Annotated in this window: 14 protein-coding genes, 1 other RNA gene and 3 pseudogenes; 6 read left to right on the forward strand and 12 right to left on the reverse strand. The window is 65.4% G+C overall.

Annotated elements, in window-relative coordinates; all coding sequences use genetic code 11:
- Positions 1-118 precede the first annotated feature (118 nt).
- On the reverse strand, positions 119-1,816 hold the full coding sequence (ybaL, locus tag EO156_RS00380) for a YbaL family putative K(+) efflux transporter (RefSeq protein WP_005913620.1): 1,698 nt from the start codon (positions 1,814-1,816) through the stop codon (positions 119-121).
- 444 nt (positions 1,817-2,260) lie between these two features.
- Between ybaL and EO156_RS00390 the strand changes: the two genes are divergently transcribed.
- The gene (locus EO156_RS00390; RefSeq protein ID WP_026007142.1) at positions 2,261-3,454 is read left to right on the forward strand and encodes a cytochrome P450; all 1,194 of its coding nucleotides are present in this window, start codon (positions 2,261-2,263) and stop codon (positions 3,452-3,454) included.
- Positions 3,455-3,653: 199 nt separating this feature from the next.
- On the opposite strand, the gene EO156_RS00395 is transcribed toward EO156_RS00390, so the two are convergent.
- The 4 genes from EO156_RS00395 to EO156_RS00415 all read right to left on the reverse strand — a co-directional run bounded on the left by EO156_RS00395 (position 3,654) and on the right by EO156_RS00415 (position 12,304).
- Positions 3,654-6,053 carry a TonB-dependent receptor gene (locus tag EO156_RS00395; protein WP_003489560.1) on the reverse strand — a complete coding sequence of 800 codons (2,400 nt, stop codon included), beginning with the start codon at positions 6,051-6,053 and terminating at the stop codon, positions 3,654-3,656.
- A 342-nt stretch (positions 6,054-6,395) separates the two neighbouring features.
- Entirely contained in the window at positions 6,396-8,783 is a 2,388-nt protein-coding gene (locus EO156_RS00400) for a TonB-dependent receptor (RefSeq protein ID WP_016850670.1), read from the reverse strand.
- Positions 8,784-9,056: 273 nt separating this feature from the next.
- Complete coding sequence (locus EO156_RS00405) at positions 9,057-9,482, reverse strand: VOC family protein (protein ID WP_005921436.1); 426 nt, start codon at positions 9,480-9,482, stop codon at positions 9,057-9,059.
- A gap of 434 nt (positions 9,483-9,916) precedes the next feature.
- Complete coding sequence (locus tag EO156_RS00415) at positions 9,917-12,304, reverse strand: TonB-dependent receptor (protein WP_016850668.1); 2,388 nt, start codon at positions 12,302-12,304, stop codon at positions 9,917-9,919.
- A gap of 181 nt (positions 12,305-12,485) precedes the next feature.
- On the opposite strand from EO156_RS00415, the gene EO156_RS00420 reads away from it, so the two are divergent.
- Positions 12,486-14,405, forward strand: a complete 1,920-nt coding sequence (locus EO156_RS00420; RefSeq protein ID WP_016850667.1) for an ATP-binding cassette domain-containing protein — start codon at positions 12,486-12,488, stop codon at positions 14,403-14,405.
- 187 nt (positions 14,406-14,592) lie between these two features.
- Entirely contained in the window at positions 14,593-15,093 is a 501-nt protein-coding gene (locus tag EO156_RS00425) for a YcxB family protein (protein WP_016850666.1), read from the forward strand.
- A 15-nt stretch (positions 15,094-15,108) separates the two neighbouring features.
- Here the strand turns inward: EO156_RS00425 and ampR are convergent, their stop codons facing one another.
- Positions 15,109-15,984 carry a LysR family transcriptional regulator AmpR gene (ampR, locus tag EO156_RS00430; protein WP_003489568.1) on the reverse strand — a complete coding sequence of 292 codons (876 nt, stop codon included), beginning with the start codon at positions 15,982-15,984 and terminating at the stop codon, positions 15,109-15,111.
- Between the two features lie 100 nt (positions 15,985-16,084).
- Here ampR and bla point away from each other — a divergent pair, with 100 nt between their 5' ends.
- Positions 16,085-16,978 carry a class A beta-lactamase gene (bla, locus tag EO156_RS00435; RefSeq protein WP_016850665.1) on the forward strand — a complete coding sequence of 298 codons (894 nt, stop codon included), beginning with the start codon at positions 16,085-16,087 and terminating at the stop codon, positions 16,976-16,978.
- Between the two features lie 127 nt (positions 16,979-17,105).
- Positions 17,106-17,390: pseudogene (locus EO156_RS00440) on the forward strand (alpha/beta hydrolase); the annotation flags it as partial.
- Between the two features lie 183 nt (positions 17,391-17,573).
- Here the strand turns inward: EO156_RS00440 and EO156_RS00445 are convergent.
- The 4 genes and pseudogenes from EO156_RS00445 to EO156_RS00460 all read right to left on the reverse strand — a co-directional run bounded on the left by EO156_RS00445 (position 17,574) and on the right by EO156_RS00460 (position 24,110).
- A non-coding RNA gene (locus EO156_RS00445) (sX9 sRNA) lies at positions 17,574-17,650 on the reverse strand.
- A 61-nt stretch (positions 17,651-17,711) separates the two neighbouring features.
- Positions 17,712-19,862, reverse strand: coding sequence for a phospholipase C, phosphocholine-specific (locus EO156_RS00450; protein ID WP_029996360.1), 2,151 nt, complete (start codon positions 19,860-19,862; stop codon positions 17,712-17,714).
- Positions 19,863-20,089: 227 nt separating this feature from the next.
- A pseudogene (locus EO156_RS00455) lies at positions 20,090-22,561 on the reverse strand (TonB-dependent receptor).
- A gap of 304 nt (positions 22,562-22,865) precedes the next feature.
- Entirely contained in the window at positions 22,866-24,110 is a 1,245-nt protein-coding gene (locus EO156_RS00460) for an MFS transporter (protein WP_003489572.1), read from the reverse strand.
- Between the two features lie 456 nt (positions 24,111-24,566).
- On the opposite strand from EO156_RS00460, the gene EO156_RS00465 reads away from it, so the two are divergent.
- Positions 24,567-24,860, forward strand: a complete 294-nt coding sequence (locus EO156_RS00465; protein ID WP_005913639.1) for a zinc ribbon domain-containing protein — start codon at positions 24,567-24,569, stop codon at positions 24,858-24,860.
- Positions 24,861-24,943: 83 nt separating this feature from the next.
- Here EO156_RS00465 and EO156_RS00470 read toward each other — a convergent pair.
- Both EO156_RS00470 and EO156_RS00475 read right to left on the reverse strand, forming a co-directional pair.
- Positions 24,944-25,090: pseudogene (locus tag EO156_RS00470) on the reverse strand (DUF3011 domain-containing protein); the annotation flags it as partial.
- 81 nt (positions 25,091-25,171) lie between these two features.
- Positions 25,172-25,335: peptidoglycan-binding domain-containing protein (locus EO156_RS00475; RefSeq protein ID WP_164735848.1), on the reverse strand; the 164-nt coding region annotated here is incomplete at its 5' end.

Below are 25,335 nucleotides of genomic sequence, written 5' to 3' on the forward strand. Positions count from 1 at the left end.
CATCGCCCGTGACAACCACGATGCGGCTACGACCCGGGGAAAATCACCCTGAAATGCGTAGAGCGGCATGCGTATGCGTCTTGCCACCGGGCGGTGGTGGCGTGGACGGTCACCGGCATCACGACGCCGGCACGTTCAACGCGCGGTACGGCGGGGTGGACATGACCATTTCGGCCAGCGAATAAGCCAGTTCGCGCTCGGCCAGTACCGCGCCGTCGGCGCCATGTTCGAGCAGATGCTTGACCTCGGCGTCGCTGTGGGCGCGCGCCAGCAGTGTCAGCGAGGGGTTGATGACGCGCAGCTTGGCCAGTGCTTCGCCGGCTTCCAGCGGCTGCGGAATGGCCAGGATCGCGATCTTGGCGTGCTCCGGGCGCGCCTCGGCCAGCACGCGGTCCGCTGCCGCGCTGCCCCGGATGCCGGGAATACCGGCCGCATGCGCCTTGGCGACGTGGTCGCCGTTGTCGTCGATCACCAGCACCGGCACGCCACGGCTGCGCAGCAATTGCGCCAGCGAACTTCCGACGCGGCCGTAGCCGATCACGATGGCATGCCCATCGGCCGGCAACGCTGGGCCGGGCGGCAGTTCCGGTTCCACGGCGGCGGGCGCGTCCTGCGCCTGCTTGGCCTGCCAGCGGTCCAGCCACGAGAACAGGAACGGGTTGGCCACGATCGACAGCAGCGCGCCGGCCAGGATCAGGTCGCGGCCGGTTTCCGGCAGGATCGCCAGCTGCACGCCCAGGCCGGCCAGGATGAAGGAAAACTCGCCAATCTGCGCCAGGCTGGTGGAAATGGTGAGCGCGGTGCCGGTGGGGTGGCCGAACGCGCGCACGATCAGAAATGCCGCCAGCGACTTGCCCACGGTGATGGTCAGGAAGGTCGCCAGGACCTGCCACGGGTGCGCGATCAGGATCATCGGGTCGAACAACATGCCCACCGAGACGAAGAACAACACCGCAAATGCATCGCGCAGTGGCAGCGAATCGTTGGCGGCCTTATGGCTGAGTTCCGATTCCTTGAGCAGCATGCCGGCGAAGAACGCGCCGAGCGCGAACGACACGCCAAACAACGTGGCCGACACGAATGCCACGCCCAGCGCGATGCCGAGCACGGCCAGGGTGAACAGTTCGCGCGAGCCGGTTGCCGCCACTTTTTCCAACGACCAGGGAATCACGCGCCGGCCGATGACCAGCATCGCCGCGACGAACGCCACCATCTTGAGCAAGGTCACGCCCAGCGCGGCCAGCAGCGAGGGCGATTGCGCATCGTGCGCCGCCGCTGGTGCGCCGGTACCGAGCACATCCGCCAGCGCCGGAAGCAACACCAATGCCAGCACCATCACCAGGTCTTCGACGATCAGCCAGCCCACCGCGATGCGGCCGCGCTGGGTGTCCAGCAAACGGCGTTCTTCCAGGGCGCGCAACAGCACCACCGTACTGGCCACCGACAACGCCAGGCCGAACACCAAGCCGTGAATCAGCGACCAGCCCATGCTCCACGCCAGCGCCCAGCCGAGCAAAGTGGCCACCACGATTTGCGCCAATGCGCCGGGTACCGCGATCCACTTCACTTCCATCAAATCGTCGAGCGAAAAATGCAGCCCCACGCCGAACATCAGCAACATCACACCCAGTTCGGACAGCTGGTTGGCGATGGTCTGGTCGGCCACGAATCCCGGCGTAAACGGCCCCACGCACACGCCGGCCAGCAGATAGCCGACCAGCGGCGAGAGCTTCACCTTCTGCGCGAGCGTGCCAAGGATGAAGGCGACCGCGAGGCCGACGGCGATGATGTCGATGAGGCTGGTGTCGTGATGCATTCCAATCCGTTGTGAGAGTGTCCGGGAGATCGTCGAAGTCGACCAGCCAACGGCACTGCGCCGGGCGTCGCCTGCGGGCATTGCGTGGTCATGGCTGGAGTCCGGCAGGGGGAACTGGACCGCAAGACAGGTCCGGTTGGCCGGATGCCCATAGTACACAGCGCATGATTAACGCGATGCGACACGTGGCGCATGCGCGCAAACAGAGACATGCATCAGGCGCCGCGCGTAAACCGCCGTGGCCCATGCCTACGTCTGCGAGCCGAGACGCACGGCGCAAGTCCGGCACGCCGACTCAACATTGACGACACCGCTTCGCGCTTGCGCAAGGCCGGGGAGCGACGCGTGCAGATAATCCGGGCATCCCGTAGAGCACCTGCGTCCTTCGGCAGGTGCACGCATGCATCGCCCCCATTTCGGCGGTGATGCCACATGAGCCAGGCCATGCTTCTCAGCGATTTGGCAACACCCCAGTTCCGCCACGATCCCTATCCGACCTACGCACGCCTGCGCGAAGAAGGCCCACTGGTGCAGGTGGCGGACGGGCGGCTGATGTCCGGCCGCTACGCCGTGGTCGATCGCCTGCTCAGCGACCGACGGGTCGGCCGCGACTATCTGCAGAGCGTTCGTCTGCGCTACGGCGAGGCGGCGGTGCACCTGCCGCTGTTCCAGGGCATGAGCCGCATGTTCCTGCTGCTCAATCCGCCGCTGCACATGCAGTTGCGCGGACTGATGACGCAGGCCTTCGGTGCGCGGCAGATGGAGTCCATGCGTGAGGTAGCCAGCGATATCGCCGCCGGGTTGATCGACGCTTTCCAGGCCAACGGCCACTGCGATCTGCTGACCGAGTTCGCGTTCCCGCTGCCGATCGCCATCATCTGCCGGATGCTGGATATCGCTGCAGCCGATGTCACCGCGCTGAGTCACGCAACCAGCGCGCTGGCGAAAGTCTTCGATCCGATGATGACGGCGGAAGAACTGCAGGCCACCAGCGTTGCGTACGACCAGCTGGCAACATATTTCCACGGCGTGATCGCGCAACGTCGCAGCGCTGGTGGCGATGATCTGATCGCGCGCTTCATCCAGGCCGAGGATAACGGCCGCCGCCTGAGCGAGGAGGAGATCGTCTCCAACGTGATCCTGCTGTTCTTTGCCGGTCACGAAACCACCTCCAACATGATCTGCAATGCGCTGGTCGCGCTGCATCGGCATCCGCAGCAATTGCGCCTGCTGCAGGAAACCCCGGGCCTGCTGCCCAATGCAGTGCTCGAATGCATGCGCTACGACAGCTCGGTGCAGATGGCCACGCGCACCGCCTTGCAGGATTTCGAGATCGAGGGCGTGGCGGTTCCCCGGGGCACCATGCTGTATCTGATGCTGGGCGCGGCCAATCACGACACGCTGCAGTTCACCGACCCGCAGGTGCTGGATATCCGCCGCCAGCAGGGCCGCGCGCTGTCGCTCGGTGGCGGCATCCACCACTGCCTGGGCAACCGGCTGGCCCTGATCGAAGTGGAAGCCGCGCTGGCCTGCCTGCTTGCGCGTCTGCCGGCGCTTCGGCTGGAGGGGCTGGACACGCTGAGCTGGAACGATCGCGCCAACCTGCGCGGTGTCGACGCGCTGCTGGCCTCCTGGTGAGCTGCGGCCAGGCGGTGCAGCGACGTGACGTGCCGGGATGGAATCGCAACGGCAATCACCGCGCCGGCAATCGACGTGGCAGATGACGCGCGGCCGTGGCACCCGAATCGAGATGCCCACAACGACAAACACCGCCGATCACTCGGCGGTGTTTGCGTGTACGCATGCGCGGATCGGCAGGTTCGCGCGAGCCGGCCGATCAGAAGCGGTAGGTCACCCGGCCGTACCAGTAGCGACCGTTGAAGCCGAACGGCGACAACGAGGAGTACTGCAGACCGCTGGCGCGATCATCGTAGCCGGTGGTCAGCTGTGCCTTGGTCGGATACTGGTTGGTGACATTGTCGGCACCCACGGTGAAGGTCAGCGCCTGCCAGGTGTAGTTGGCCGCCAGATTGAGGATCCAGCGCGCCGAGTAGGTCTGGTCCTGGCTGCCGTCGGCCGGATCGCTGATGCGCTTGATCGCGCCGTAGCGGGTGGCATTGCCATTGAGCGAGAAGCCGTCCAAGGTCCAGTCCGCTGCCAGCATGTACTTGGTGCGTGGCGTGGATTCGGTCAACAAGCCCTGGCTGGCGCGTCCGAAGTTCGGATTGGACAGCTCCAGGATCTTGGTCTTGTTGTAGTTGGCGCTGGCGCTCAGGTCGAGGCTACCGCCGGCACCGAGATCGGCCCGATAGCTGTTGACCCAGTCGACGCCGCGCGTGCGGCTGGTAGCGCCGTTGACGAAGAACTGCACTGCACCGACCTGGCCGATCGGCTGGGCGAGCTGGATCTGGTCCGAATACAGGATCTGGTCCCAGATGCGGATCTGGTACACGTCCAGCGTCGAGGTGAAGTTGGTGGTCGGCTGCCAGACGCTGCCGATCCCGTAGTTGGTGGACTTTTCCGGGCTCAGCGGACGCGCGCCCAGTTGCACGGCGATCGGGTCGGAGGTGCGATACGTGCCGACCTGGATCAGCTGACCGTCCTGCGGCAAGGTCACCACCGAGGCGTAGTTCTGTTGCGCCAGCGAAGGCGCACGAAAGCCGTTGGAAACCGTTGCGCGCATGGAGAACGTATCGGTGAACGCATAGCGGGCCGACAGCTTGCCCGAGCGGGTGGAACCTGCGTCGCTGTAGTTCTCGTAACGTCCGGCGATACCGCCGGACAGCTTGTCGGTCAGGTCCGCTTCCAGCGCTGCGTATGCCGCGTTGCTGTGGCGGCCGAACTTGCCGGCCACCGAGGGTTCCAGGCCGGAGAACACCTGCGCACCGCCGGGGTAGGGGCTTCCGGTCTCCGGGTTGATGGTGTCGGGGTCGAAGAAATACGACGCCGGCGAGCCGGCGACGATCTCGTAGCGGTCCTGGCGGTGTTCGACACCGAAGGCCAGATTGACCGGATAGGCCAGACCCCAGTCGAAGGATTTGTTGAAGTCGGCGTTGAGCGTGCCTTGTTCGGTTTCGAAACCGCCGGAATTGAAGTTCGTCGGCGAACTGCCCGTGCTCCAGTACAGATTGGTGTTGATGCTGTTGAGGATGTTGAAGGTCATGTCGTTCTTGCCGTAGGTGGCCGACACGTCCCAATGCCAATCGCTTTCCGTGGTGCCCTTGACGCCGAGCACCGCCGAGCGGTCGTTGATCGGGTTGTAGATCTGCGGCAGGAAGCCATTGGGATACACCGCCTGCACATTGCGGTCGCTGTTGTCGTAGGCACGGTAGTAGCCGTTGGAGGTCACTTCGCGGCGGCTGACGCTCAGATGACCATACAGTTCGACGCTGGGCGTGAAGTTATAGCCGAACGCGACCAGGCCCTGGTAGAACCTGGCATCCGGATCGCCATGACGCTGGTAGGGCACGCCGCTGGGATTGGCGGCGCCGGCAAGCGTGGTAGCGCGATTGGTGTTCTCGCTGCGATTGGTGTCCATCGAATTCTGGTAATTCCACGACAGCCGCACCCAGCCAGGCGCGCTATCGCCGCTGGTGGCGCCGAACGGCAGGCCGACCGAGCCGTCGATACCGTTCTGTGCGCCGTCGCCCTTGTCCATGATGCCGCCATTGACCGAAATGCTGTTGCTGCCGGCAGCGGCGCCGTGCTTGAGCACGATGTTGACCACGCCGGCGATCGCATCGGACCCGTATTGCGCCGACGCGCCGTCGCGCAGCACCTCGATGCGGGCGATCGCCGACATCGGCAACGAGTTGAGATCGGCCGGTGCCGAGCCGCGGCCGACATAGGGGTTGTAGTTCACCAGCGAGGAGGTGTGATACCGCTTGCCGTCGACCAGGACCAGCACGTTGTCCGGCGACAGCCCACGCAGCGTGGCCGGACGGGCTGCGTCGTTGCCGTCGGCGATGGCCGGGCGCGGAAAGTTCAGCGACGGCAACAGCTTGCCGAGCGCGGTGGCGACATCGGTGGCGCCGGTGGCCTGCAACGACTCCTCGGAGATGATGTCGATCGGCGATTCGGATTCGGCCACCGTCCGGTCGCTGACGCGCGTACCGGTGACGATCAGGGTGTCGAGGGTTTTCTGCGGCTGGGTCGATTGCGACTGCGCACTGGCAGCGAAGGAGCAGACGGTGAGTGCGACTGAAATCGCCAGCGAGAGTGCGTTGGAGTTGTGCATGGGAGTCAAGGCTCAAAAGGAGTGATGGACGTAGCGACGAAGCACCGTCAATACCGGGGGAATGCAACTGCGTACGGGTAATCGGCCATGCCTGCGCGCCGCTTGCTTCCGCAGTACGGAGCAGTGCGCGCGAAGAGGGCAGCAATCGGCAACGCGCGGTGTGGCGCCTTGCGCACTTTGCTGCGCGCGTCCTTGCTGAAGCGGTGCAGCGTGCAGCGGAGAGCGTCTAACCTGGCCACCTCACGTGTGCGAGGCTGGCCAGGGACGGTGACGTCGGCGACACGTCGGACGTGCAGTGCCGCGCGACTCAAGTGCCGGTCGTGGCCGACCGGCACTAGGGAGTTACCACTTGTAATTCACGTTTGCATAGACCAGCGCGCCGTTGAAACCGAACGGCGAGGCGCTGCTGTAGGGCAGGTAGGTGCGTGTGCCCAAACCGGCTTGCTGGCGGTCTGGATACTCGTTGAGCACGTTGTCGCCACCAACGGTGAAGTTCCACGCGCCCAACTTGTAGGACGCGGCCAGATCCAGCGTCCACTTGGCCGCGTAGGTCTGGTCGCTGCCGGCGTTGGTGCCGAACGTGCTGAACTCGCCCCAGCGCGTGGCGGTGCCGGTGAACGACCAGTTGCCCGGCGACCAGGTACCGCCGAGGAAGAACTTGTCGCGCGGCGTGCCTTCGGTGATACGGCCGATTTCGGCGCGGCCGATGCGCACCGCACTCGGGTCGATCGCCATCAGCGCTGCCGGGTTGTCGGCGATGCGTTTGATTTCGGTCTTGTTGTAGTTGTAGCCGGAGGTCAGCTCCACGCTGCCGCCATCCAGGTTCCAGCGATAGGTGCCCACCGCATCGACGCCTTGCGTCTTGGTGTCTACCGCATTGGTGAAGTAGCGCCCGCCACCGATGCCCGGGAAGCCATTGGCCTGCAGGTAGTTGCGGACCGCATTGGAGGTGAGGTTTTCAGACAGCACGATGCGGTCGTCGATATCGATGCGATATGCATCCACCGTGATGTACAGATTCTCCACCGGCTGCAACACCACGCCCAGGCCGTAATTCTTGGACTCTTCGGCCTTGAGCGGTTCGGCACCGAGCGCGATCGCGGCAGGGTTATCGGTACGGAAGGTGCCGATCTCGAACGGAATCGCGGTCACCGTGCCGTTGGGCTGGGCCACGTTGAGGAACTGGGTGGCGATCGACTGGAAGTTCTGCTGCTGCAGCGACGGCGCGCGGAAGCCGGTGGACGCAGTCGCACGCACCGCCACCTTGTCGGTAAAGGCATAGCGCAGCGACAGCTTGCCGGTGGCGGTGTCGCCGAAGTCGCTGTACTTCTCGTAGCGCCCGGCCAGCCCGGCCGACAATTTTTCGGTCAGATCCGCTTCCAGATCGGCGTAGATCGAATGACTGTTGCGGTTGTAGTAACCGGCGTCGGAGAGCTTGAAGCCCGGGAACACCTGCGCGCCGGGAATCAACGATCCGTTGGCCGAGGGAATACCGCCGTTGGCCGAGGAGGCCGCATCGCCGGGCGACTGGTTGAACTTCTCGCCGCGCCATTCGGCACCGAAGGCCAGCGTCACCGGATAGGCCAGGCCCCAATCCAGCGTCTTGGTGAAATCGGCATTGAGCACGTTCTGCGTCACTTCCAGCGTACCGGCGTGGAAGTCGGTCGGGCTCGTCACGCCGAGGCTGTTGTTCAAGCTGTTGCGCACATCGAAGGTGAGATTGTTCTGGCCATAGTTGTAGCTCAGATCGATGTTCAGGCCACCTTCGGTGGAGGTCTTCAAACCGCCTACCCACGAGACGTCTTTGCTGACGTTGTAGATCTGCGGGAGGAAGCCGTCCGGATAGATTTCCGGGCGGTTGCGATTGTCGCCGGAAAAACGGAAATAGCCGTTGGACAATACTTCGCGCCGGCTGACCATGCCGAACGAATAGAAGGTGAGGTAATCGGTGGGGCTGTATTCGCCGTTGAACGAAAGCGCGCCCTGGTCGATGTCGGGGTCGCCGTAACGTTGCTCCACACGGCCCTGGAAGGGCAATGCGCGGTTGGTCTGATCCGAGTGCCCGGCCTGTGCGGCCAGGTGCACCTTGCCGGTGCCGGCGAAGCTAAAACCGGCATCGCCGGACAATTGATACTGCTCGCCGTCGCCAGCACTGTACTTGCCGTAGCGACCATTGATGCTGCCGCCTTCGCCGCTGCCTTTGAGCACGACATTGATCACGCCGGCGATGGCGTCCGAGCCGTATTGCGCAGACGCGCCATCGCGCAGCACTTCGATGCGCTCCACCGCGGCGATCGGAATGGTGTTGAGGTCTGCAGGCGAAGAGCCACGCCCTTGCGTATCGTTGAGATTGATCAACGCCGTGCTGTGATAGCGCTTGCCGTTGACCAGCACCAGCACCTGGTCGGGCGACAGGCCACGCAGCTGTGCCGGGCGTACCGCGTCAGAGCCGTCGGAGATGGCCGGGCGCGGAAAATTGAGCGAGGGAATCGCGCGTGAGAGCGCGGTCGCCAACTCGGTGGTGCCGGTCGATTCCAGTGCCTGCGGCGAGATGATGTCGATCGGCGATGCCGATTCGGCGACCGTGCGATCGGCCACGCGCGTGCCGGTCACGATCAGGGTGTCCAGTGTTTTCTGGGCCGGCGCCTGCGACTGTGCAGACGCGGTTGAAGCGGAAAACGACAGTGCAAGAACAACGGCGACTGCGAGTGGACTGGTCTTGCAATTCATGCGGTAACAACTCCGAGTGGGGAACGGATGCATCGCAGGGGCCCCCTCCCGGGCCGCGTCCATCGCGGCAGCTGCGGTGCGTTCTCAACCATTAACCACGTGTAACCGCATGTCAAATTTTGGTTACGTTGCGCAAGCAACTGTCATCTCTGCCGTGATACTGGCAACGTTGTCATCGTGCACCAAAGTGATGCGACGCCTGCACCAGACCTGCTGCGGCGGGCGCTCGCTTGCACCATAGTGGACGGCAATACCAGTTATGAAACTTGTGCATCAGAATGTGATGTGCACCGCATCTGCACTGCGTTGCGCAACACCATGGAAGACCGCTTCGATGTTGTTGCCGTCCGGATCGAGCACGAACGCGGCGTAGTAGTGCCGGTGATAGGGGCGCAGGCCGGGCGCACCATTGTCGCGACCCCCATGGACGAGCGCAGCCTGATGGAAGGCCTGCACCATCGCCACATCGCGTGCCTGAAACGCCAGGTGGTGGCGGCCGGTCAGCACACCTTGTGCCACCGTGGCGCGGTCGGAGACGAACAGTTCGTCGGCCCAGAAGAAGCCGTCGCCTTCGCCACCGACCGGAATGCCGAGAACGTCCAGCACAGCCTGGTAGAAGCGCCGGCTGGCCGGCAGGTCCTGCACCACCAGGTGCAGATGGTCGATCAAGCGTCCTCGCGACAGCTGCGATGTTTGCATGGAGCGTGCTCCGGCAATGACGGAAGCACAGTTGATACCACCGCAGCTGCCGGCTGTTCTTCACCTCGCAGCGATGCGGTGCGCAGAGCGGCTGCCAAAGCGCAGCGCGCAGACGGCGCACACCAACCGCGGTGCACGCATGGTCGAGGCTGCACCGAGCACCGGCCGCGTCCGCCTGGCGCTGGCAGTGAGTTTGTTTGCCGCTCCAAAGAGGCCGTAGGTAACGCTTGGCCGATACGCACACGCCCCGGGCTGGCCGGGGCGTGTGGTCGACTCTCGATGTCGAAGATGCAATGCGACATGCCATGCGTGCATCGACGCCGCGTTCTCGATCACGGCGCAGGCTGCGGATGTCCCGTGCTGATCGCGAGCTGGCCGATCGCATCGCCCGCCTCACGATCACGAGGACGACATCGGCTGCTCAAGCGCAGCGCTTACCAGCGGTAGTTGATGCGCCCGTACACATACGCACCATTGAAGCCGAACGGCGACAGGTTGCTGTAGGGGAATTGCCCGCTGGTGGAATTGGCGAAGTTGTTTTCGTCCGGGTATTGATCCAGCACATTGTCTGCGCCCAGCGTCAGCGTCCAACGGTCGACCTTGTAGCTGGCCGATGCATCCACCACCCACTTGGCGCCGAAGGTCTGGTCGTTGCTCGCGTCTGCCGGGCGGGTGCTGTACTTGCCGTAGCGCGTGGCCCCCAGGGCCAGCGTCCAGTGCTCCAGGTTCCAGCTGCCGTTGATCAGGAACTTGTCGCGCGGGAAGCCTTCTTCGATGCGGCCCCGCTCGGTGCGGTCGATGCGCTCCAGGCTCAGCCCGTTGGCCGACAACGCTGCCGGGTTGGCGGCCACGCTGCGCACCTCGGTTTCCGAGTAGTTATAGCCGGCGGTCAGGTCCACGCTGCTGGCGGCCAGCTGCCAGCGGTAGCTGCCCACCACGTCCACGCCGCGCGTGCGCGTGTCCACTGCATTAGTGAAGTAACGCCCGCCGTTGATGCCGAAGATGCCCTGCGATTCCAGCAGGCTGCGCACGCCGGTGCCGGTAAGGTTGGACGACAGCACGATGCGGTCGTCCACATCGATCTGGTACGCATCCACGGTGAGGTAGAGCGCATCGGTCGGCTGCAGCACCAGGCCCAGGCTGTAGGACAGCGAGGTTTCCGCATCCAGCGGTTCGGCGCCGAGCGCGCGCGCTACGTTGCTGTCGGCGGGGAAGGTGCGGATCTCGAATGGGTTCGGATTGCCGGCCAGGAACGTGGTGCTGGTGGACTGGAAATATTGCTGCGCCAGCGATGGCGCGCGGAAGCCCGACGACACCGTGCCGCGCAACGCGATCTTGTCGGTGAACGCATAGCGCGCGGAAAATTTGCCCGAGGCCTGGCTGCCGAAATCGCTGTAGTCCTCGTAACGCCCGGCCAGGCCGGCAGAGAACGTGTCGGTGAAGTCGGCTTCCAGATCCGCATACAGCGCGTAGCTGTCGCGCGCGTACTGGCCCGACACGCTCGGAGCGAAGCCGCCGAACCCTTGCGCGCCACCGGCCAGCGTGCCGGCCTGGAAATACGAGCCCGCTTCGCCCGGCGACTGGTTCCACTTTTCGTTGCGGTACTCGGCGCCGAAGGCCACCGTCACCGGATAGGCCAGGCCCCAGTCGAAACCGCGCTTGACGTCCAGGTTGACGATGTTCTGCGTGGTTTCCAGCGCGCCGTCGTAGAACGAGGTGGGCGAGGTCGGGCCCAGGCTGACGTTGAGCGTATTGCGGGTATGGAAATCGATGCGGTTGTAGCCGTAGTTGTAGCTGGCGTCCCAGTCCCAACCGCTGGCAGTGGAGCCGCGCACGCCGGCCACCAGCGAGCGATCCTTGGCGTAGGTCTGGATCTCCGGCAGGAAGCCCTGCGGATAGATCGACAAGATATTCTGCGTGGTGCTGCCCGGCGCGCGAAAAAACGCGAACGAGGTGATGTCGCGGTTACTGGCGGTGGCAAACGCATAGCCGGTGATGCTGTCGGTGAAAGCGAATTCGGTATTGGCCGAGACCGCCTGCGCATTGACCTCCGGGTCGCCAATCTTGAACGCCTTCTGGCCGACTGCCGGCTGCGAGACGCTGGGCGCGCCGGCATAGGCGCGCGCGCGGTCGGTGGGATCCTGCTGGTTGAGCTGGGCGGCGACGTGCAGCCAGCCGCGGTCGCCGCCGTAGGCCACGCCGGTGTCGCCGGAGAGCTCGTAGTTGTTGCCGTCGCCCGCCGAATACTGGCCGAAGCCGGCTTGCAGGCTGCCGCCCTTTTCTGCGCCCTTGAGCACGATGTTGACCACACCGGCAATGGCGTCGGAGCCGTATTGCGCCGAGGCGCCGTCGCGCAGCACTTCCACCCGTGCGATGGCCGCGACCGGGATGGTGTTCAGATCCACCGCCGCCGCGCCGCGACCGATGGTGCCGTTGAGGTTGAGCAGCGAGGAGGTGTGGCGGCGCTTGCCATTGACCAGCACCAGCACCTGATCGGGCGACAGGCCGCGCAGCTGCGCGGGGCGGATCGCGCTGGTGCCATCGCTCAGCGCCGGGCGCGGGAAGTTCAACGAGGGCAGAGCGCGCGCCAGCGCGGTGGCCAGTTCCGGGGTGCCGGTGGCCTGCAGCGACTCGGCGCTGATGATGTCGATCGGCGACTGCGACTCGGCCACGGTGCGGTCCGACACGCGGGTGCCGGTGACGATGACCGTATCCAGGGTGTTGGCCGGGGCAGTCGCCGGCGCGGCGGTCTGGGCCAGGGCGGGGGAGGCAAGCAGTGCAGCGACCACGGCGGTCGCAAGCGCGGAAACGGGGGTGTTCATGACAACTCCAAAAAACGTGGGTCCAGGCAGGACCAGGCAAGGTTAGGCAGGCGGCGGTCGCGGGAGGGCGAAGAAGATGGCGGCCACGCTGAAGGCGCTAATTATTCGTTAACGCTAGAATGGCGTCGCAGGAATGCTGCTCATCTGCTCATTCCTTTTCGTTCTATCGGACTGTCCATCAATGATTTCCCTGCGTAACTTCTCCATGCGACGCGGCGAGCGTCTGCTGCTCTCCAACGTCGACCTGACCATGCACGCCGGCTACCGCGTCGGTGTGGTCGGCCGTAACGGCACCGGCAAGTCGAGCCTGTTCGCTGCGGTGAAGGGCGAGCTGGAGGCCGACAAGGGCGATGTCGATCTGCCCGGCAAGGTGCGCACGGCCAGCGTTTCGCAGGAAACCCCGTCCTTGCCCGACCCGGCGCTGTCGTTCGTACTGGGTGGGGACATCGAAGTCTCCGCGGTGCTGCAGGAAGAAGCCGCAGCCACCGCGCGCGAAGACTGGGAGGCGGTGGCCAACGCACACCAGAAGATGGCCGAGATCGGCGCCTACGACGCCGAAGCGCGCGCCGGCAAGTTGCTGCACGGTCTGGGATTTCCGGCAGACACGCACCATCGCGCGGTGTCGTCGTTCTCCGGCGGCTGGCGCGTGCGGCTGAATCTGGCGCGCGCGCTGATGATGCCCAGCGACCTGCTGCTGCTCGACGAACCAACCAACCACTTGGACATGGATGCGGTGCTGTGGCTGGAGCAGTGGCTGCTCAAGTACCCGGGCACGCTGCTGCTGATTTCGCATGACCGCGAATTTCTCGACAACGTGGCCACCCACACCCTGCACCTGCATGGTGGCACCGCCAAGCTGTATGTCGGTGGCTACACCGATTTCGAACGCCAGCGCATCGAACATTTGCGGCAGCAGCAGATCGCGCATGACAAGGAACAGGCCGAGCGCGCGCATCTGCAGAGCTTCATCGACCGCTTCAAGGCGCAGGCCAGCAAGGCGACCCAGGCGCAGAGCCGCATGAAGCGCCTGGCCAAGATGGCCGGCACCGAGGCGGTGCGCGCCGAGCGCGAGTTCCGCATCCAGTTCGCGCAGCCCAATCGGCTGCCGTTTTCGCTGATCCGGCTCAATCACGTGGAAGCCGGCTATCCCGCGCCCGCAATCCTTCCCCCGCGTGCGGGGGAAGGTGCCCGAAGGGCGGATGGGGGTGACGCCGCCACGGTCATCCTGCACGATGTCGGTTTCGGCCTGGAAGCGGGTGATCGGATCGGGTTGTTGGGGCCCAATGGCGCGGGTAAGTCCACCCTGGTCAAGACCTTGGTGGGCGAGCTGGCACCGCTGGCGGGCGAGCGCAGCGCACATCCGGATTTGCGCATCGGTTACTTCGCCCAGCACACGGTGGAATCGCTGCACGAAGGCCAATCGCCGATGGACCACTTCCGCGAGCTGTCGCCGGATGGCGCCAATCAGGCGTTCCGCGACTTTTTGGGTAAATGGAATTTCGCCGGCGACCGCGCCTTCGAAGTGGTGGATGGCTTCTCCGGCGGCGAGCGCGCGCGTCTGGCGCTGGCGTTGATCGCCTGGCAGCAGCCGAACGTGCTGCTGCTCGACGAACCGACCAACCACTTGGACCTGGAAATGCGTGAAGCGCTGGCCGAGGCGCTGAGCGATTTCGAGGGGGCCATCGTGATGGTCTCCCACGATCGCCATCTGATCGGCCTGGTCTGCGACAGTTTCTGGCGCGTGGCCGATGGCGTGGTCGAGCCGTTCGCCGGCGACCTGGACGAATATGCGGCCTGGTTGCGTAGTCGCCCGGCTGCGCAGGGCACCAAGCAGAAGATGGCCGAAGTGGCGCCGACCCCGCCACCGCCGACCAAGCCGCTGCCGCCGAAAAAGGCCGTCAACCCGCACAAGCTGGCCAGCGCCGAAAAGCGCGTCGGCGAGCTGGAAGCGGCGCTTGCTGCGCTGGATCGCGAGCTGGCCAATCCCGGCAACTACGCCGACAGCGAGAAGATGGCCGTGCTCGGACGCGACCGCGAAGCAACCGCGCAGCAGCTGGCTGAAGCCGAGACGGCGTGGATGGAATTGATCGACGGTGCGTAAGAGCGGCTGACAACACGACTGCGCAGCCATTGGGTGGCTGCGGCCGGTGCTCGGTGCGGCAGGTAACACGCTTACGTTGCGGTTCTGCGCACGGTTCGTACCCGCCTGCCGATTGCGCTACCTGTCGTTAGTCACGACAAAAACCGCTGGGTTACGCTGCGCCTGGAGCCCAGCAAGGAGGTTGCCCATGATCACCGCCACCATCAGCCTGGAAGACCATCTGGCCGCACAGCGCTTGCATGCGCGTCATTGGTCCAAACGTGTGATCGTGTTTCTGGCTGTTCTGCTGCTGGTCGGGGTGGTGGTGCTGCAACTGAGTGACGCGAGCGAGATCATCGGCCCGGTGCTGATCGGCAGCGGCGGCGGCGGGTTGATCGGCCTGGCGCTGTTGCACGTGTGGGGCCTGCCACGGCGGATCAAACGCCTGCACGCGCAGCAGGCCTCGCTGCGGCATACCTACACCTATGCATGGGACGAGAACGGACTGGAAATCACCTGGGCGGACGGCCATCTGCGTCGCCCCTGGTCCGATTACATGCGCATCCGCGAAAACGAGCGGGTGCTGCTGCTGTACCACAACGACCGGCTGTTCGAACTGTTCTGCCCGCATTGGTTCGCCGACAGGGCGCAGTACGAGGCGTTTCGTCAGTTGGCCGTGCAGGTGGGAAAGACGTCCAAAGCGCCCTAAGCGCGGCAGTGCTGCTCAGCTGCTGATGTGCTGTTCGGCCAGTAGCCAATCGCGCAACCGGCGCCCGGCGTCGCTTTGCGGCCGCGACCGTAGCCGCGTCAGCCAGTAGCGCCCGGCATCGATGGCGATCGGGAACGGGCAGACCAGGCGTCCGGCATCCAGGTCCTGGCGAAACATCGGCAGCGGCAACAACGCCACGCCGCCGCCGGCTGCCGCTGCGCTGGCCAGGGTGAGCGACGAATCGAACATGGTGCCGCGCGCGGGCACCTCCGTCACACGCGCCGCGCGGAACCACTGCGGCCACTCATCCAGACGATACGAGCGCAGTAACGGCACGCGCGCCAGATCCTCCGGCACGCGCAAGCCGCGCGCCATTGCCGGCGCACACGCCGGCGCAAAGGGCGCTTCCATCACGGCTTCGGCAACCTGGCCCTGCCAATCGCCATCGCCGAAGCGGATGGCCAGATCCAGGCCTTCTCCGGCCAGGTCGACGCGGTTGTTGTGGGTGGACAGGCGCAGCTCGATATCCGCATGCGCCGCATGGAACGCCGCCAGCCGCGGCAATAGCCAGCCAGTGGCGAAGGTGCCCACCACGCCCACGCTGAGCACCTCGCGGTAACGGCCCTCGGCAAAGCGTTCCAGGGTGGCGGCGATGCGGTCGAAGGCCTCGCCGAGCACCGGAGCCAGTGCGGCGCCTTCGTCGGTCAGTGCCACCCCGCGCGGCAGGCGGTGGAACAGGCTGGCGCCCAACTGCTGCTCCAGCGCCTTGATCTGGTGACTCAGCGCGGCCTGGCTGACGCACAGCTCGTTGGCCGCACGGGTCAGATTCTGATGGCGCGCGGCGGCTTCGAACGCGCGCAGGGCATTGAGCGGCAGGCGGGGGCGGGGCATGGGCAGAGATTAGTTCAATTCATGCCTGAGATCGAAACATCGCGATGGTCGGCTGCCTCGTGCGCATCGATACTGCGGGCTCTCTCAAGGAGGCAACCGCATGTTGAATCGGCGACAGTTCCTGCACGCAACCGGCGCGGGCGTGCTGCTTGCAGCGTCCAGACCCGCATGGGCGCTCACCCCTGCGGTGAACGTGGACGACATGCTGCGGGCGCAGTGGGCGCAGATCGAACGTGGCACCGGCGGCCGCCTGGGCATCTGCCTGCTCGACAGCGCCACCGGCAAGCGCCTCGGGCAGCGCGAGCACGAGCGCTTTCCGATGTGCAGCACCTTCAAATTTGTATTGGCTGCCGCGGTGCTGCAGCAGGTGGACCAGGGCAAGCTGACGCTGGCACAGCAGGTCAAGATCCACGCTTCCGACATGCTCGAGCATGCCCCGGTGACCGAACGCCATGTCGGCGGTTCGCTGAGTGTCGGCGAACTGTGCCGGGCCACGATGATTTACAGCGACAACCCGGCCGCCAATCTGTTGTTCCCGTTGGTCGGTGACCCGGCCGGCGTGACTGCATTCCTGCGCGGCATCGGCGATGCCCAGACCCGCACCGACCGCTACGAGCCGCAGATGAACCGGTTTGTCGCCGGCGACCCCCGCGACACCACCACGCCTGCGGCAATGGCCGCCACGCTGCGCACGCTGCTGCTTGGCGACGCGCTGCAGCCAGCCTCGCGCAAGCAGCTGACCGACTGGATGATCGACAACCGCACCGGCGACGATTGCCTGCGTGCGGGGCTCACGGCCGGCTGGAAGATCGGCGACAAGACCGGCAGCAACGGCACCGACACCCGTAACGACATCGCTATCCTCTGGCCGCCGAAGGGCAGGGCGCCGATGCTGCTGGCCACGTACCTGAACGGCGCCAAGGTCGACGACGCTGCACGCGATGCGGCGTTGAAGGCGGTGGCAGTGGCGGTCCGCAAGAGCATCCTGGGTTGAGTGCAATCGCCAACTGTTTTCCACGTTCCATTCGCGTGTGAATCCACGACGTGCTTGCTGTTTCCTCTCAGCTTTTTCGAAGTTCACAGTACAAATCAGGCTGTGTCATCGGTTTGCGGCGGTTGCGCTGCTTGTGCATGGACTCGCACCATCGCGTGCCTGGCCACCAGCCTCTGGTCAGTGAGAAATGCCGCTCTGGTCGCAAGCGGTGCCTGATGGGGTGCGCCATCCGAAGCCCGAATCGGTGGGCATCGGCGAGGGGCGCTTCCCATGGAACAAGGTAAGCGATGTCAGTCGCCCGACGATGACGGTCTATGCGCCCAAGGGTCGCAACACCGGTGCGGCGGTGCAGGTGTTCCCCGGCGGTGGCGATCAAGTCCTGACCATGGTTCTGGAAGGGACGGAGATCTGCTGCGTTCGGCCTGCGCGCGGCCACACTGCCGATCGCACATGGGCCGCCGCTGGTGGAAACCTGGTCAGCGATGGTTGCCCTGCCGGACGCGTCTGGCGCGCGCTGAGTGCAACCGTGCGCAAGCCCGCCGATCGCGCAGCCATCTGCACGCTCAGCGCATGCAGAGCCGCAAAGGCTTGGAGCGGCTGCCAAAACGTAGCGAGTAGTCGTCCGGCGGATGTGAACGTTGCGCTCGGAACCGCCGTGTACGCGTGGGACATGCGGCACCTGGCGTCGACCGCGCACGCGTGGCGGAGAGCGCAGTCGTTGTGTAAGCCGCTCTTAATCGAGTGCGCCTATCAAGATAGGCAACTCTTGCTGCAATCGCGCCGGCCCACCCATGGCCGGGTCGCTGACGCTGTCTGCGCCGGTTTCGATGCGCCCGGCCAGACGCTGGGCCGCGCCGTCGTGGTGCACCCATAGGTCGTACCAGCCGCCGGTTGCTGCCGCCTTCCAGCGCCGCTGCTCGGTGATGCCGGGTGCAAGGCGCAGGCGCTCGCGCGGCTGTGCGGCTGCATATGCACCTGGCTGCAGCTCAAGCTGCACGGCAGTGCTGCCGCCGTGACGTAGCGATAGCAGCATGCAGGTGCAATCGTTCGGATCCCGCGCGATCTCGGCCACCAGCAGCGGTGCACCCACATCGCCCCGATAGTGACGATGGAAGCCGTTGGGACCGAGCAGCCACAGATCGTAGCGGCCGTCGTAGGTGGTCCACGTGCCGTCCACGGTGGCGTCATTTCCCACCGTATAGCGGCGCGGAATTGCGGCCAGATCGAAGCGGTCGTAGACATGCAGCACCGCCGCCGCACCCGCGTTGGCCATGCGGAGGTTCACTTCGCCGCGCTCGGGCAGGTAGGTCAGCTCCACGCTGGGACGATACGGCAGCCCGCGCGAGCGGCGCACGCCGAACGGTTGCTCGGGCGGCTGCAACGTGGCCGGCAACGGCGGCAGTGCATGCTCGCGCAAGGCTGCTGCGCGCGCTGCGGTTGCGCCGACATCGGGCAGCGCCGCGGCGAAGGGGCGCGCATCGGTCTGGCGGAAATCGAAGGCGTTGGTCAAGTCGCCGCACACTGCACGCCGCCAGGGCGTGATCTCCGGCGCAGGCACGCCGAAGCGGCGTTCGAGCAGGCGCAGTACCGAGGTGTGGTCGTACACCTGCGAATCCACCCAGCCGCCGCGGCTCCATGGCGAGACCACATACATCGGCACGCGCGGGCCAAGCCCATAGGGCCGCCCGCGCAGTTCGGGAAGATCCACTTTCTGTTCGCCCGGGGCCGGGTGGCGGTGATAGTCGTCGTCGGTGGCAACCGTCGATGCGCCGGCAAATCCGCCAGTTGCGCGTGCATCCGGCGACGGCGGTGCGGGCGGCGGCATATGGTCGAAGAAGCCGTCGTTCTCGTCGAACATCACCAGCAAGGCGGTGCGACTCCACACCGCCGGATCGGCTGTGAGCGCATCCAGCACGCGTGCGGTGTAGGCCGCGCCCTGGGCGGGGCTGGACGGATCCGGATGCTCGCTGCCGGCCGCATCGGCAATGATGTAGCTCACCGCAGGCAGGCGCCCGCCCAGCACGTCCTCGCGCAGCAGCGCAAGACCGCGCGTGCTCACGCCACGCGCGCGAAGTTGCGGATCATGTCCGGGCGCGGCGCTGTACGCCTGTCGAAATGCCGCAAAGCCGGCCAATGGGTTGTCGGTGAAGTTGTCTGCCATGTCCTGATAGATCTGCCAGGACACACCGGCGTGCTGCAGCGCTTGGACGTAGGTGCCCCAGTGATACGGCTCGGCAAAACCGCCCAGTTCCGCAAAGTTGTCGTGCGAATTGCCGATCACCGGGCCGCGTGCGCGCGCCTGCGGATCGTTGCCGCCGGTCCACAGGAACACGCGATTGGAATTGGTGCCGGTCTGGATCGCGGCGTGGTACGCATCGCAGATGGTGAAGGCGTCGGCGAGCGCGTACTGGAACGGGATATCCGCGCGCCGGTAATAGCCCAGCGCATGGTTGTGCTTGGCGGCGGCCCAGTGGCCGAGCCGGCCGTGATCCCAGGCGCGTTGCGCATCCACCCAACTATGCGGCGTGCCTTGCACGCGCATGAAGCCGAATTGCGCTGCCGTATCCAGCGCAAACGGCGTCAGCCACTGGCGGCCGTCCTCGCTGGGTTGCAGCCACACCGTGCGCGCCGGTGCGCCCGGTAACGGCGGCGCAGGAATCGGGAAACGGTCGCCGAACCCGCGCACCCCGGGCAGCGCGCCGAAGTAATGATCGAACGCGCGGTTTTCCTGCATCAGAATCACCACATGCTGAAGATCCTCCAGCGTGCCGCTGCGGCGGTCCGGCGCGATGGCGGCGGCCCGCGCGATGCTGGAGGGCAGCAACGCGGCGGCGGCACCGGCGAGCCCGGTCTGCAGAACGCGGCGGCGGGGAAGGTCGATCATCGTGTCACCTGGTTGGCGCTCCCATCCGGTCAGCGCTGAGCGCGTCGAGCGTACCCGACGCGTCAGCGCGTGTGTTCTCTTGCGTGCTTGCAACACCGCCGACCCTGTCCGTTTGCACCTGCGTGGCAGGCGATGCAGGGAGCGGATCGGGTGGCGTGTCTTCAGCCCGATCCGCTCGCACGCACGTCGCAATGGCCATCCCGCAGGTCGGCAATGCGCCGCCGACGCTAGAGATCCAGCGTCAACGTCAGCCCGACCGTGCGCGGCGCGGCGATAAAGGCGCTGTCGCTGCCGTCCACGCCCTCCAGATAGCGTTTGTCGGTGAGGTTGCTGACGTTGAGCGCCAGCTGCAGGCCCTTGAGCTGCGACGACAGCTGCGATAGTTCCACCCCGAGGTTCGCATCGAAGGTTGTCACGCCATCGAGTGCAGCGCGGTTGGAGGCATCCAGGTAGCGCTTGCCCAGATAGCGTCCGGACATACCGAAGCGCCACGCCTGGCCGCGCCAGTCCGCCGACATCACCAGGGTGTTGCGCGGTTGGCCGATCACCTGCGCGCCGGGGGTGATTTCCAGCGCGGTATCGCGTGCGGCATCGCCGCTGCCCAGGTAATCGGCCTTGTTGTAGGTGTAGGCGCCATTGATGCGCCAGCCGTTGTCCCAGCCGTAGCCCAGCGCTGCTTCCACGCCGCGCGCATGCACGCCGCCGAAGTTTTCGTACACGCCATCGGTTTCGCCCAGGTAATCGATACCGGTGACGAAGTTGGCCGGCACATACACGATGCGGTTGTCGAAGCGGATGTCGTACAGCGTGACGCTGCCGGTCAACGGCCAGCGGCTGACACGCAGGCCGAGTTCGATGTTGTCGGCGGTTTCCGGTTTCACCCGGCTCAGCGCGACCGGGTCGGTTTCGCCCAGCACGCCGGACGGAATCGCGGCGAAGTTTTGCGAGTAGCCGGCAAAGGCTTCCAGGCCCTGCACCGGTGTCGTCCAGGTCAGGCCGGCCGACAGCAACGGGTCCGAATGCGAATCCGATTGCACGTGCTGCGCATCGCCGATGCGGCGGTCGCGGGTCTGGTCGACGAAGAATTGCTTGACGCCCACGCGCCAGGCGAATGCGCCATAGCGCATCACGTCTTCCAGGTAATACATCTGCTCGTCGGTCTGGTAGTTGTCCTTGAACTGCACCCAATACGGCTGATGATCGAAGCTGATGTTGGTGCCGACGTTGAGTAGGCGGTGCCAGTCGCGGGTGACGCTGCGCTCAACGCGCTCCAGCCAGGCACCGGCACGCGCGGTGTTGTCGATGGCGCCGAGATCGGTCCGCCATTCCACATCGGCCATCGCGCCGGCGCGGTGATTGTCGTAGTGGCTATGTCGATACGACTGCACCGGCACCGAACCGGCCGGATAGCAGGCCGGATTGGATTCGGCCGGTACCGCATCGCTGCCGGCACAACCGGCCAGCATGGTGGCAGCTGCGCCGCCGGGGGTGAGGTAATACAGCTTGCCCAGATCGCTGCCGCCATACACGGTATTGCCGCCACGCGCCTCGGATTCCGCCATGCCGGCGCCATCGTTGCTGACATCCACCAGATACGGCGGAATCCAGTCGCCGCGCCCCTGCATGCGGTGGGCATAGCCGGTCAGCGTGGTCTTGAAGCCGTTGCCGCCATCGAAGGCGCCGCGCAGGTAGCCAAAGGTGTTCTTGCGCAGCGCACGCGAGCCGGAGCGGTAGTTCTGGTCCAGGTACGGAATGCCGGTGAGCGTGCCGGTCAACAGATCGTGCTCGGGGTCGCGCGCGAATTGCTCCGGGGTCACGCTGGCGTATTCGGATTCGTCGGCATCGTCGTAAGAGGCGTAGCCGCTGAGCGTCCACTGATTCAACACGCTGACGAACTTGCCGGCCAGGTGATCGCGGCTGGTGTGGCCGCTGCCGTCGATCCAGTCGTCGTTGCGTGCCGACGAGCCGCTGACCCAGGCGCGTGTGCTGCCGCCGATCAGGCCGGTGTCGTAGCGCGCGTAGTATTTGCGCGCCTGGTTATCGCCAATGCCGCCGATCATGCGCACACGCTGCGTTTCCAGCGGTTCGCTGGTGAGGTAATTCAAGGTGCCGCCCAGGGCTTCGTTGGAGCGCGAGGCGATGTCGGCGGTGCCCTGGCTCACTTCCACCGTTTCCAGATCCGGCATGTCGATGAAGCGGTTGGCCTTGGAGCCGCCGCCGTACGCCGAGCCACCATTGGGCACGCCGTCGATGGTGGTGCCGATCTGCTGCGTATCGCGATTGCTGACGAAGCCGCGCATGCTGATCTGCGTGCCCCAATCCTACGAGCCGAAGGCATCGGCTTCGGTGACCACCACGCCGGGCAGTTCGTTGAGCGCATCGTTGACGCTGCCGAGCACGAACTGGCGGTCCAGCATTTCCTTGCTGACGTTGGTCTTGGAATAGGTCATCGCTTGGCCGACCACCTGCACCTGATCCAGCGTCGATACTTGCTCGTCAGCGCTGGCCGGTACGGTTGCGGCCGGGTCGGGGGTTGCGCCGTCGGGAACCTGCTGTGCGTATGCGGGCAGGGTGAGCGGAACCAGCAATAACGCGAGCGTGGCAGGATGGCGCACGCGCAAGGAGGACATCGAATCCATTGAAATCCACAGCGGCGGAGGGGGTCTGGGAAGACTGCCGCGCTTGCGTTGCGTGATGATGACCGCGCTACAGGTGTGGCCGGGATCACCAGATGGACTTAGGAAATCCTAACGTCGGGAAGCCGCGTAAGAGCCTACAAGGACGTACTTGCGGCGTGTTCCGCGACGGTGGGCGGGCAAGGGCCTTGCAGCCAAGTACCAGATCGACCGCTCCATGGCTGATCCATCCAAAAAAGTCGTCCACCAGTTGCTCCGCCTTGCGGTGCCCCCCCCGAGATGGTGGGCGGGCAAGGGGCCCCATTGCAGCAGCGCCGCAGATCACATGACCAGCAGCGCAGCGACTAACGACAGCGACATAGCTGTATCAGCCGCCCTTGGCGTGCGGCGGTGCTTCGGCCTGCTGTGTTTCCGGCATCAACTCCAGTGCTGACGGGGTGGTGCGCAGCATCGGGCGGAAGGCGATCGGATGGGTGCGGCGGCGGGTGAAGCGCAGCAGCCGCGACAACGTGAAGCCCGCCAGTGCCAACAACATCACCGCGAAGTACACCGGCAACGCGGCCGGGCCGAATTTCTGCATTGCGCCGCCGGCCAGTGCAGGGCCAATCGCCGCACCTACGCCATGCACCAGCAACAAGCTGCTGCTGCCGGAAAGCAGGTCTTCGCGCGGCAGGTAATCGAGCATGTGCGCCACCGCGAACGGGTACAGCGAAAACGCCAACCCGCCATAGACGAAGAACAGCACGAACAGCACGGTGGTCTGCGTCTGCACCATCGGCAATGCGGCAGCGATCGCGATGGCGGCGGCCAGCGTGCTTACGGTCACCAGGCCGATGCGGCGGTCATGCCCATCGCTGATGCGCCCGATCGGCCACTGCAGCACCGCACCGCCCACGATGGCGGTGAGCATGAACATCGCCACGCCGTCGGCATCCAGTCCGATGCGGTTGGCGTAGACCGGCAACAAGCCCCAGAACGCACCCATCGCCAGGCCCGACAGTCCCGCGCCGATGGTTGCCACCGGCGCCAATGCGTACAGCGTTTTCAGTCGCAGGCGCGAGACATGCGGCACTTCGGGCGGAATCAGGCGCGTGGTCATCACCGGCATCACTGCCGCACAGATCAGGATCGCCGTCAGCGTGAACATCGCCGGTGCGCCCGCATCGCCGATGGTGAGCAGGACCTGGCCCAGTGCGAGCGCCGACAGATTGATCGCCATGTAGACCGAAAACACCCGGCTGCGCCGGCGCGCGTCCGGCTCGGCGTTGAGCCAGCTTTCGATCACCGTATACAGGCCGACCAGCGCCGCGCCGGTCACCAGGCGCAGCAGGCCCCAGCCCCAGGCGTTCAACCAGATCGGATGCAGCAACACCGCAATGGCTGCCAGCGCCGCATAAAACGCAAATGCGCGGATATGGCCGATGCGGCGAATCAGCGGTGGTGCAAAGAAGGTGCCGAGAAAGAAGCCGGCGAAGTAGCCGGACATGATCAACCCCAACGCCCGCGCATCGAAGCCGGCCTGATCGCCGCGCACGGCGAGCAGGGTGCCGAGCAACCCGCTACCGGTGAGCAGCAGGGCAACGCCAAGCAATAAGGCAGTCAACCGCAACATGGATGCGGCCCTCGTGGGGGGAAAGGCGCGTCGATCACGAGTTCGAGTGTAACAGCCCGGATCGTATGGCTTGATCGAAACGACCTGCCTCTATAGCGCTCGATACCCGCTGTTGTGGCGTCAGCCCGATGCGAAGCGTGGGTTTCTGGCGTGCGGGATGATTACCTCATCTACCTGCGCAGTTCAGGCAGTCGCGCCGATCTGATGATCATTCATTGCGTAGATTCGCGTTCTTCGGCATACATGCGAACACGCTTAACCGTCTTGCTAGCTGACGATGAGGGCTGCGGTGGTTAGCGAGCGCACCTGGCGTGCAAGTGCGACGCAACCACATCGATCGATGTCTCTTGCCCGCAACACATTCGCGCGTATTCAACATCGCAGACGGCCCACTGCACCTGCCCGCACGCATCCGTCTAGAATCTGCGCCCCGCATCGTCTTCAGCTGATCCTGCCATGCCCATCTACGGTTTCCAGTGCACCACCTGCGGTCACGCCTTCGACCGCCTGCAGAAGATGGCCGACCCCGATCCGCAGACCTGTCCGGCCTGCGCGGCGGCCACGATCAAGCGCCAAATCACCGCGCCGTCGTTCCGTCTGTCCGGCAGCGGCTGGTACGAGACCGACTTCAAGTCGGCGGGCGAGAAGAAGAAAAACCTCACCGAAAGCAGCAGCGCCGGTGGCGATGCCAAGCCGGCCGCCGCCGCCGAGAGCAAGCCTGCTGCCAAGCCAGCGTCCGACCCCGCCTGAGCCGGACCAGCGCGCCGCAGCCGCTAGCAGGGCGGAAGTCCCGACCCCTGGCCCAGCCGCGCGCGGCGCGCCCATTCGCTGCCTCAACGCGCCTCGAAACGCGCCCGGCAGCCATCGTTGACCCACACCGTGGCGCGACGATCGTCGTACCCCCAGGTGCGGCCTTCCTCACAGCGTGTGTCCGATAACTGGCGGGTCAGCACCGGGCGGCCGTAACGGCCATCCCAGGCTTTTCTTAGCATGCTTAATGCCTCGTTGTTGGTTAACATTTAAATATTTTGAAGCATGGCCAAGGTGAGGGATATCCCCGATCAGGCGGCCCGCAGACGGGCCAGCAGCGACGTACTGGCGTAACCGTCCTGCGGCAATTGCTGGATACGCTGGAATGCACGGATTCCCTGGCGAGTTTGCGCCCCCAGCACACCGTCGATGCCGCCCACGTCGAATCCCTTGTCGGTCAGCCTCTGCTGCAGCT

The sequence above is a fragment of the Xanthomonas sp. DAR33341 genome (genome assembly GCF_003992815.1).
Classification (GTDB): domain Bacteria; phylum Pseudomonadota; class Gammaproteobacteria; order Xanthomonadales; family Xanthomonadaceae; genus Xanthomonas; species Xanthomonas cissicola.

Bases quoted from the DNA above. Each gene is read 5' to 3' on its own strand.
- ybaL (WP_005913620.1), bottom strand. From the start codon at position 1,816: ATGCATCACGACACCAGCCTCATCGACATCATCGCCGTCGGCCTCGCG.
- EO156_RS00390 (WP_026007142.1), top strand. From the start codon at position 2,261: ATGCTTCTCAGCGATTTGGCAACACCCCAGTTCCGCCACGATCCCTAT.
- EO156_RS00395 (WP_003489560.1), bottom strand. From the start codon at position 6,053: ATGCACAACTCCAACGCACTCTCGCTGGCGATTTCAGTCGCACTCACC.
- EO156_RS00400 (WP_016850670.1), bottom strand. From the start codon at position 8,783: ATGAATTGCAAGACCAGTCCACTCGCAGTCGCCGTTGTTCTTGCACTG.
- EO156_RS00405 (WP_005921436.1), bottom strand. From the start codon at position 9,482: ATGCAAACATCGCAGCTGTCGCGAGGACGCTTGATCGACCATCTGCAC.
- EO156_RS00415 (WP_016850668.1), bottom strand. From the start codon at position 12,304: ATGAACACCCCCGTTTCCGCGCTTGCGACCGCCGTGGTCGCTGCACTG.
- EO156_RS00420 (WP_016850667.1), top strand. From the start codon at position 12,486: ATGATTTCCCTGCGTAACTTCTCCATGCGACGCGGCGAGCGTCTGCTG.
- EO156_RS00425 (WP_016850666.1), top strand. From the start codon at position 14,593: ATGATCACCGCCACCATCAGCCTGGAAGACCATCTGGCCGCACAGCGC.
- ampR (WP_003489568.1), bottom strand. From the start codon at position 15,984: ATGCCCCGCCCCCGCCTGCCGCTCAATGCCCTGCGCGCGTTCGAAGCC.
- bla (WP_016850665.1), top strand. From the start codon at position 16,085: ATGTTGAATCGGCGACAGTTCCTGCACGCAACCGGCGCGGGCGTGCTG.
- EO156_RS00450 (WP_029996360.1), bottom strand. From the start codon at position 19,862: ATGATCGACCTTCCCCGCCGCCGCGTTCTGCAGACCGGGCTCGCCGGT.
- EO156_RS00460 (WP_003489572.1), bottom strand. From the start codon at position 24,110: ATGTTGCGGTTGACTGCCTTATTGCTTGGCGTTGCCCTGCTGCTCACC.
- EO156_RS00465 (WP_005913639.1), top strand. From the start codon at position 24,567: ATGCCCATCTACGGTTTCCAGTGCACCACCTGCGGTCACGCCTTCGAC.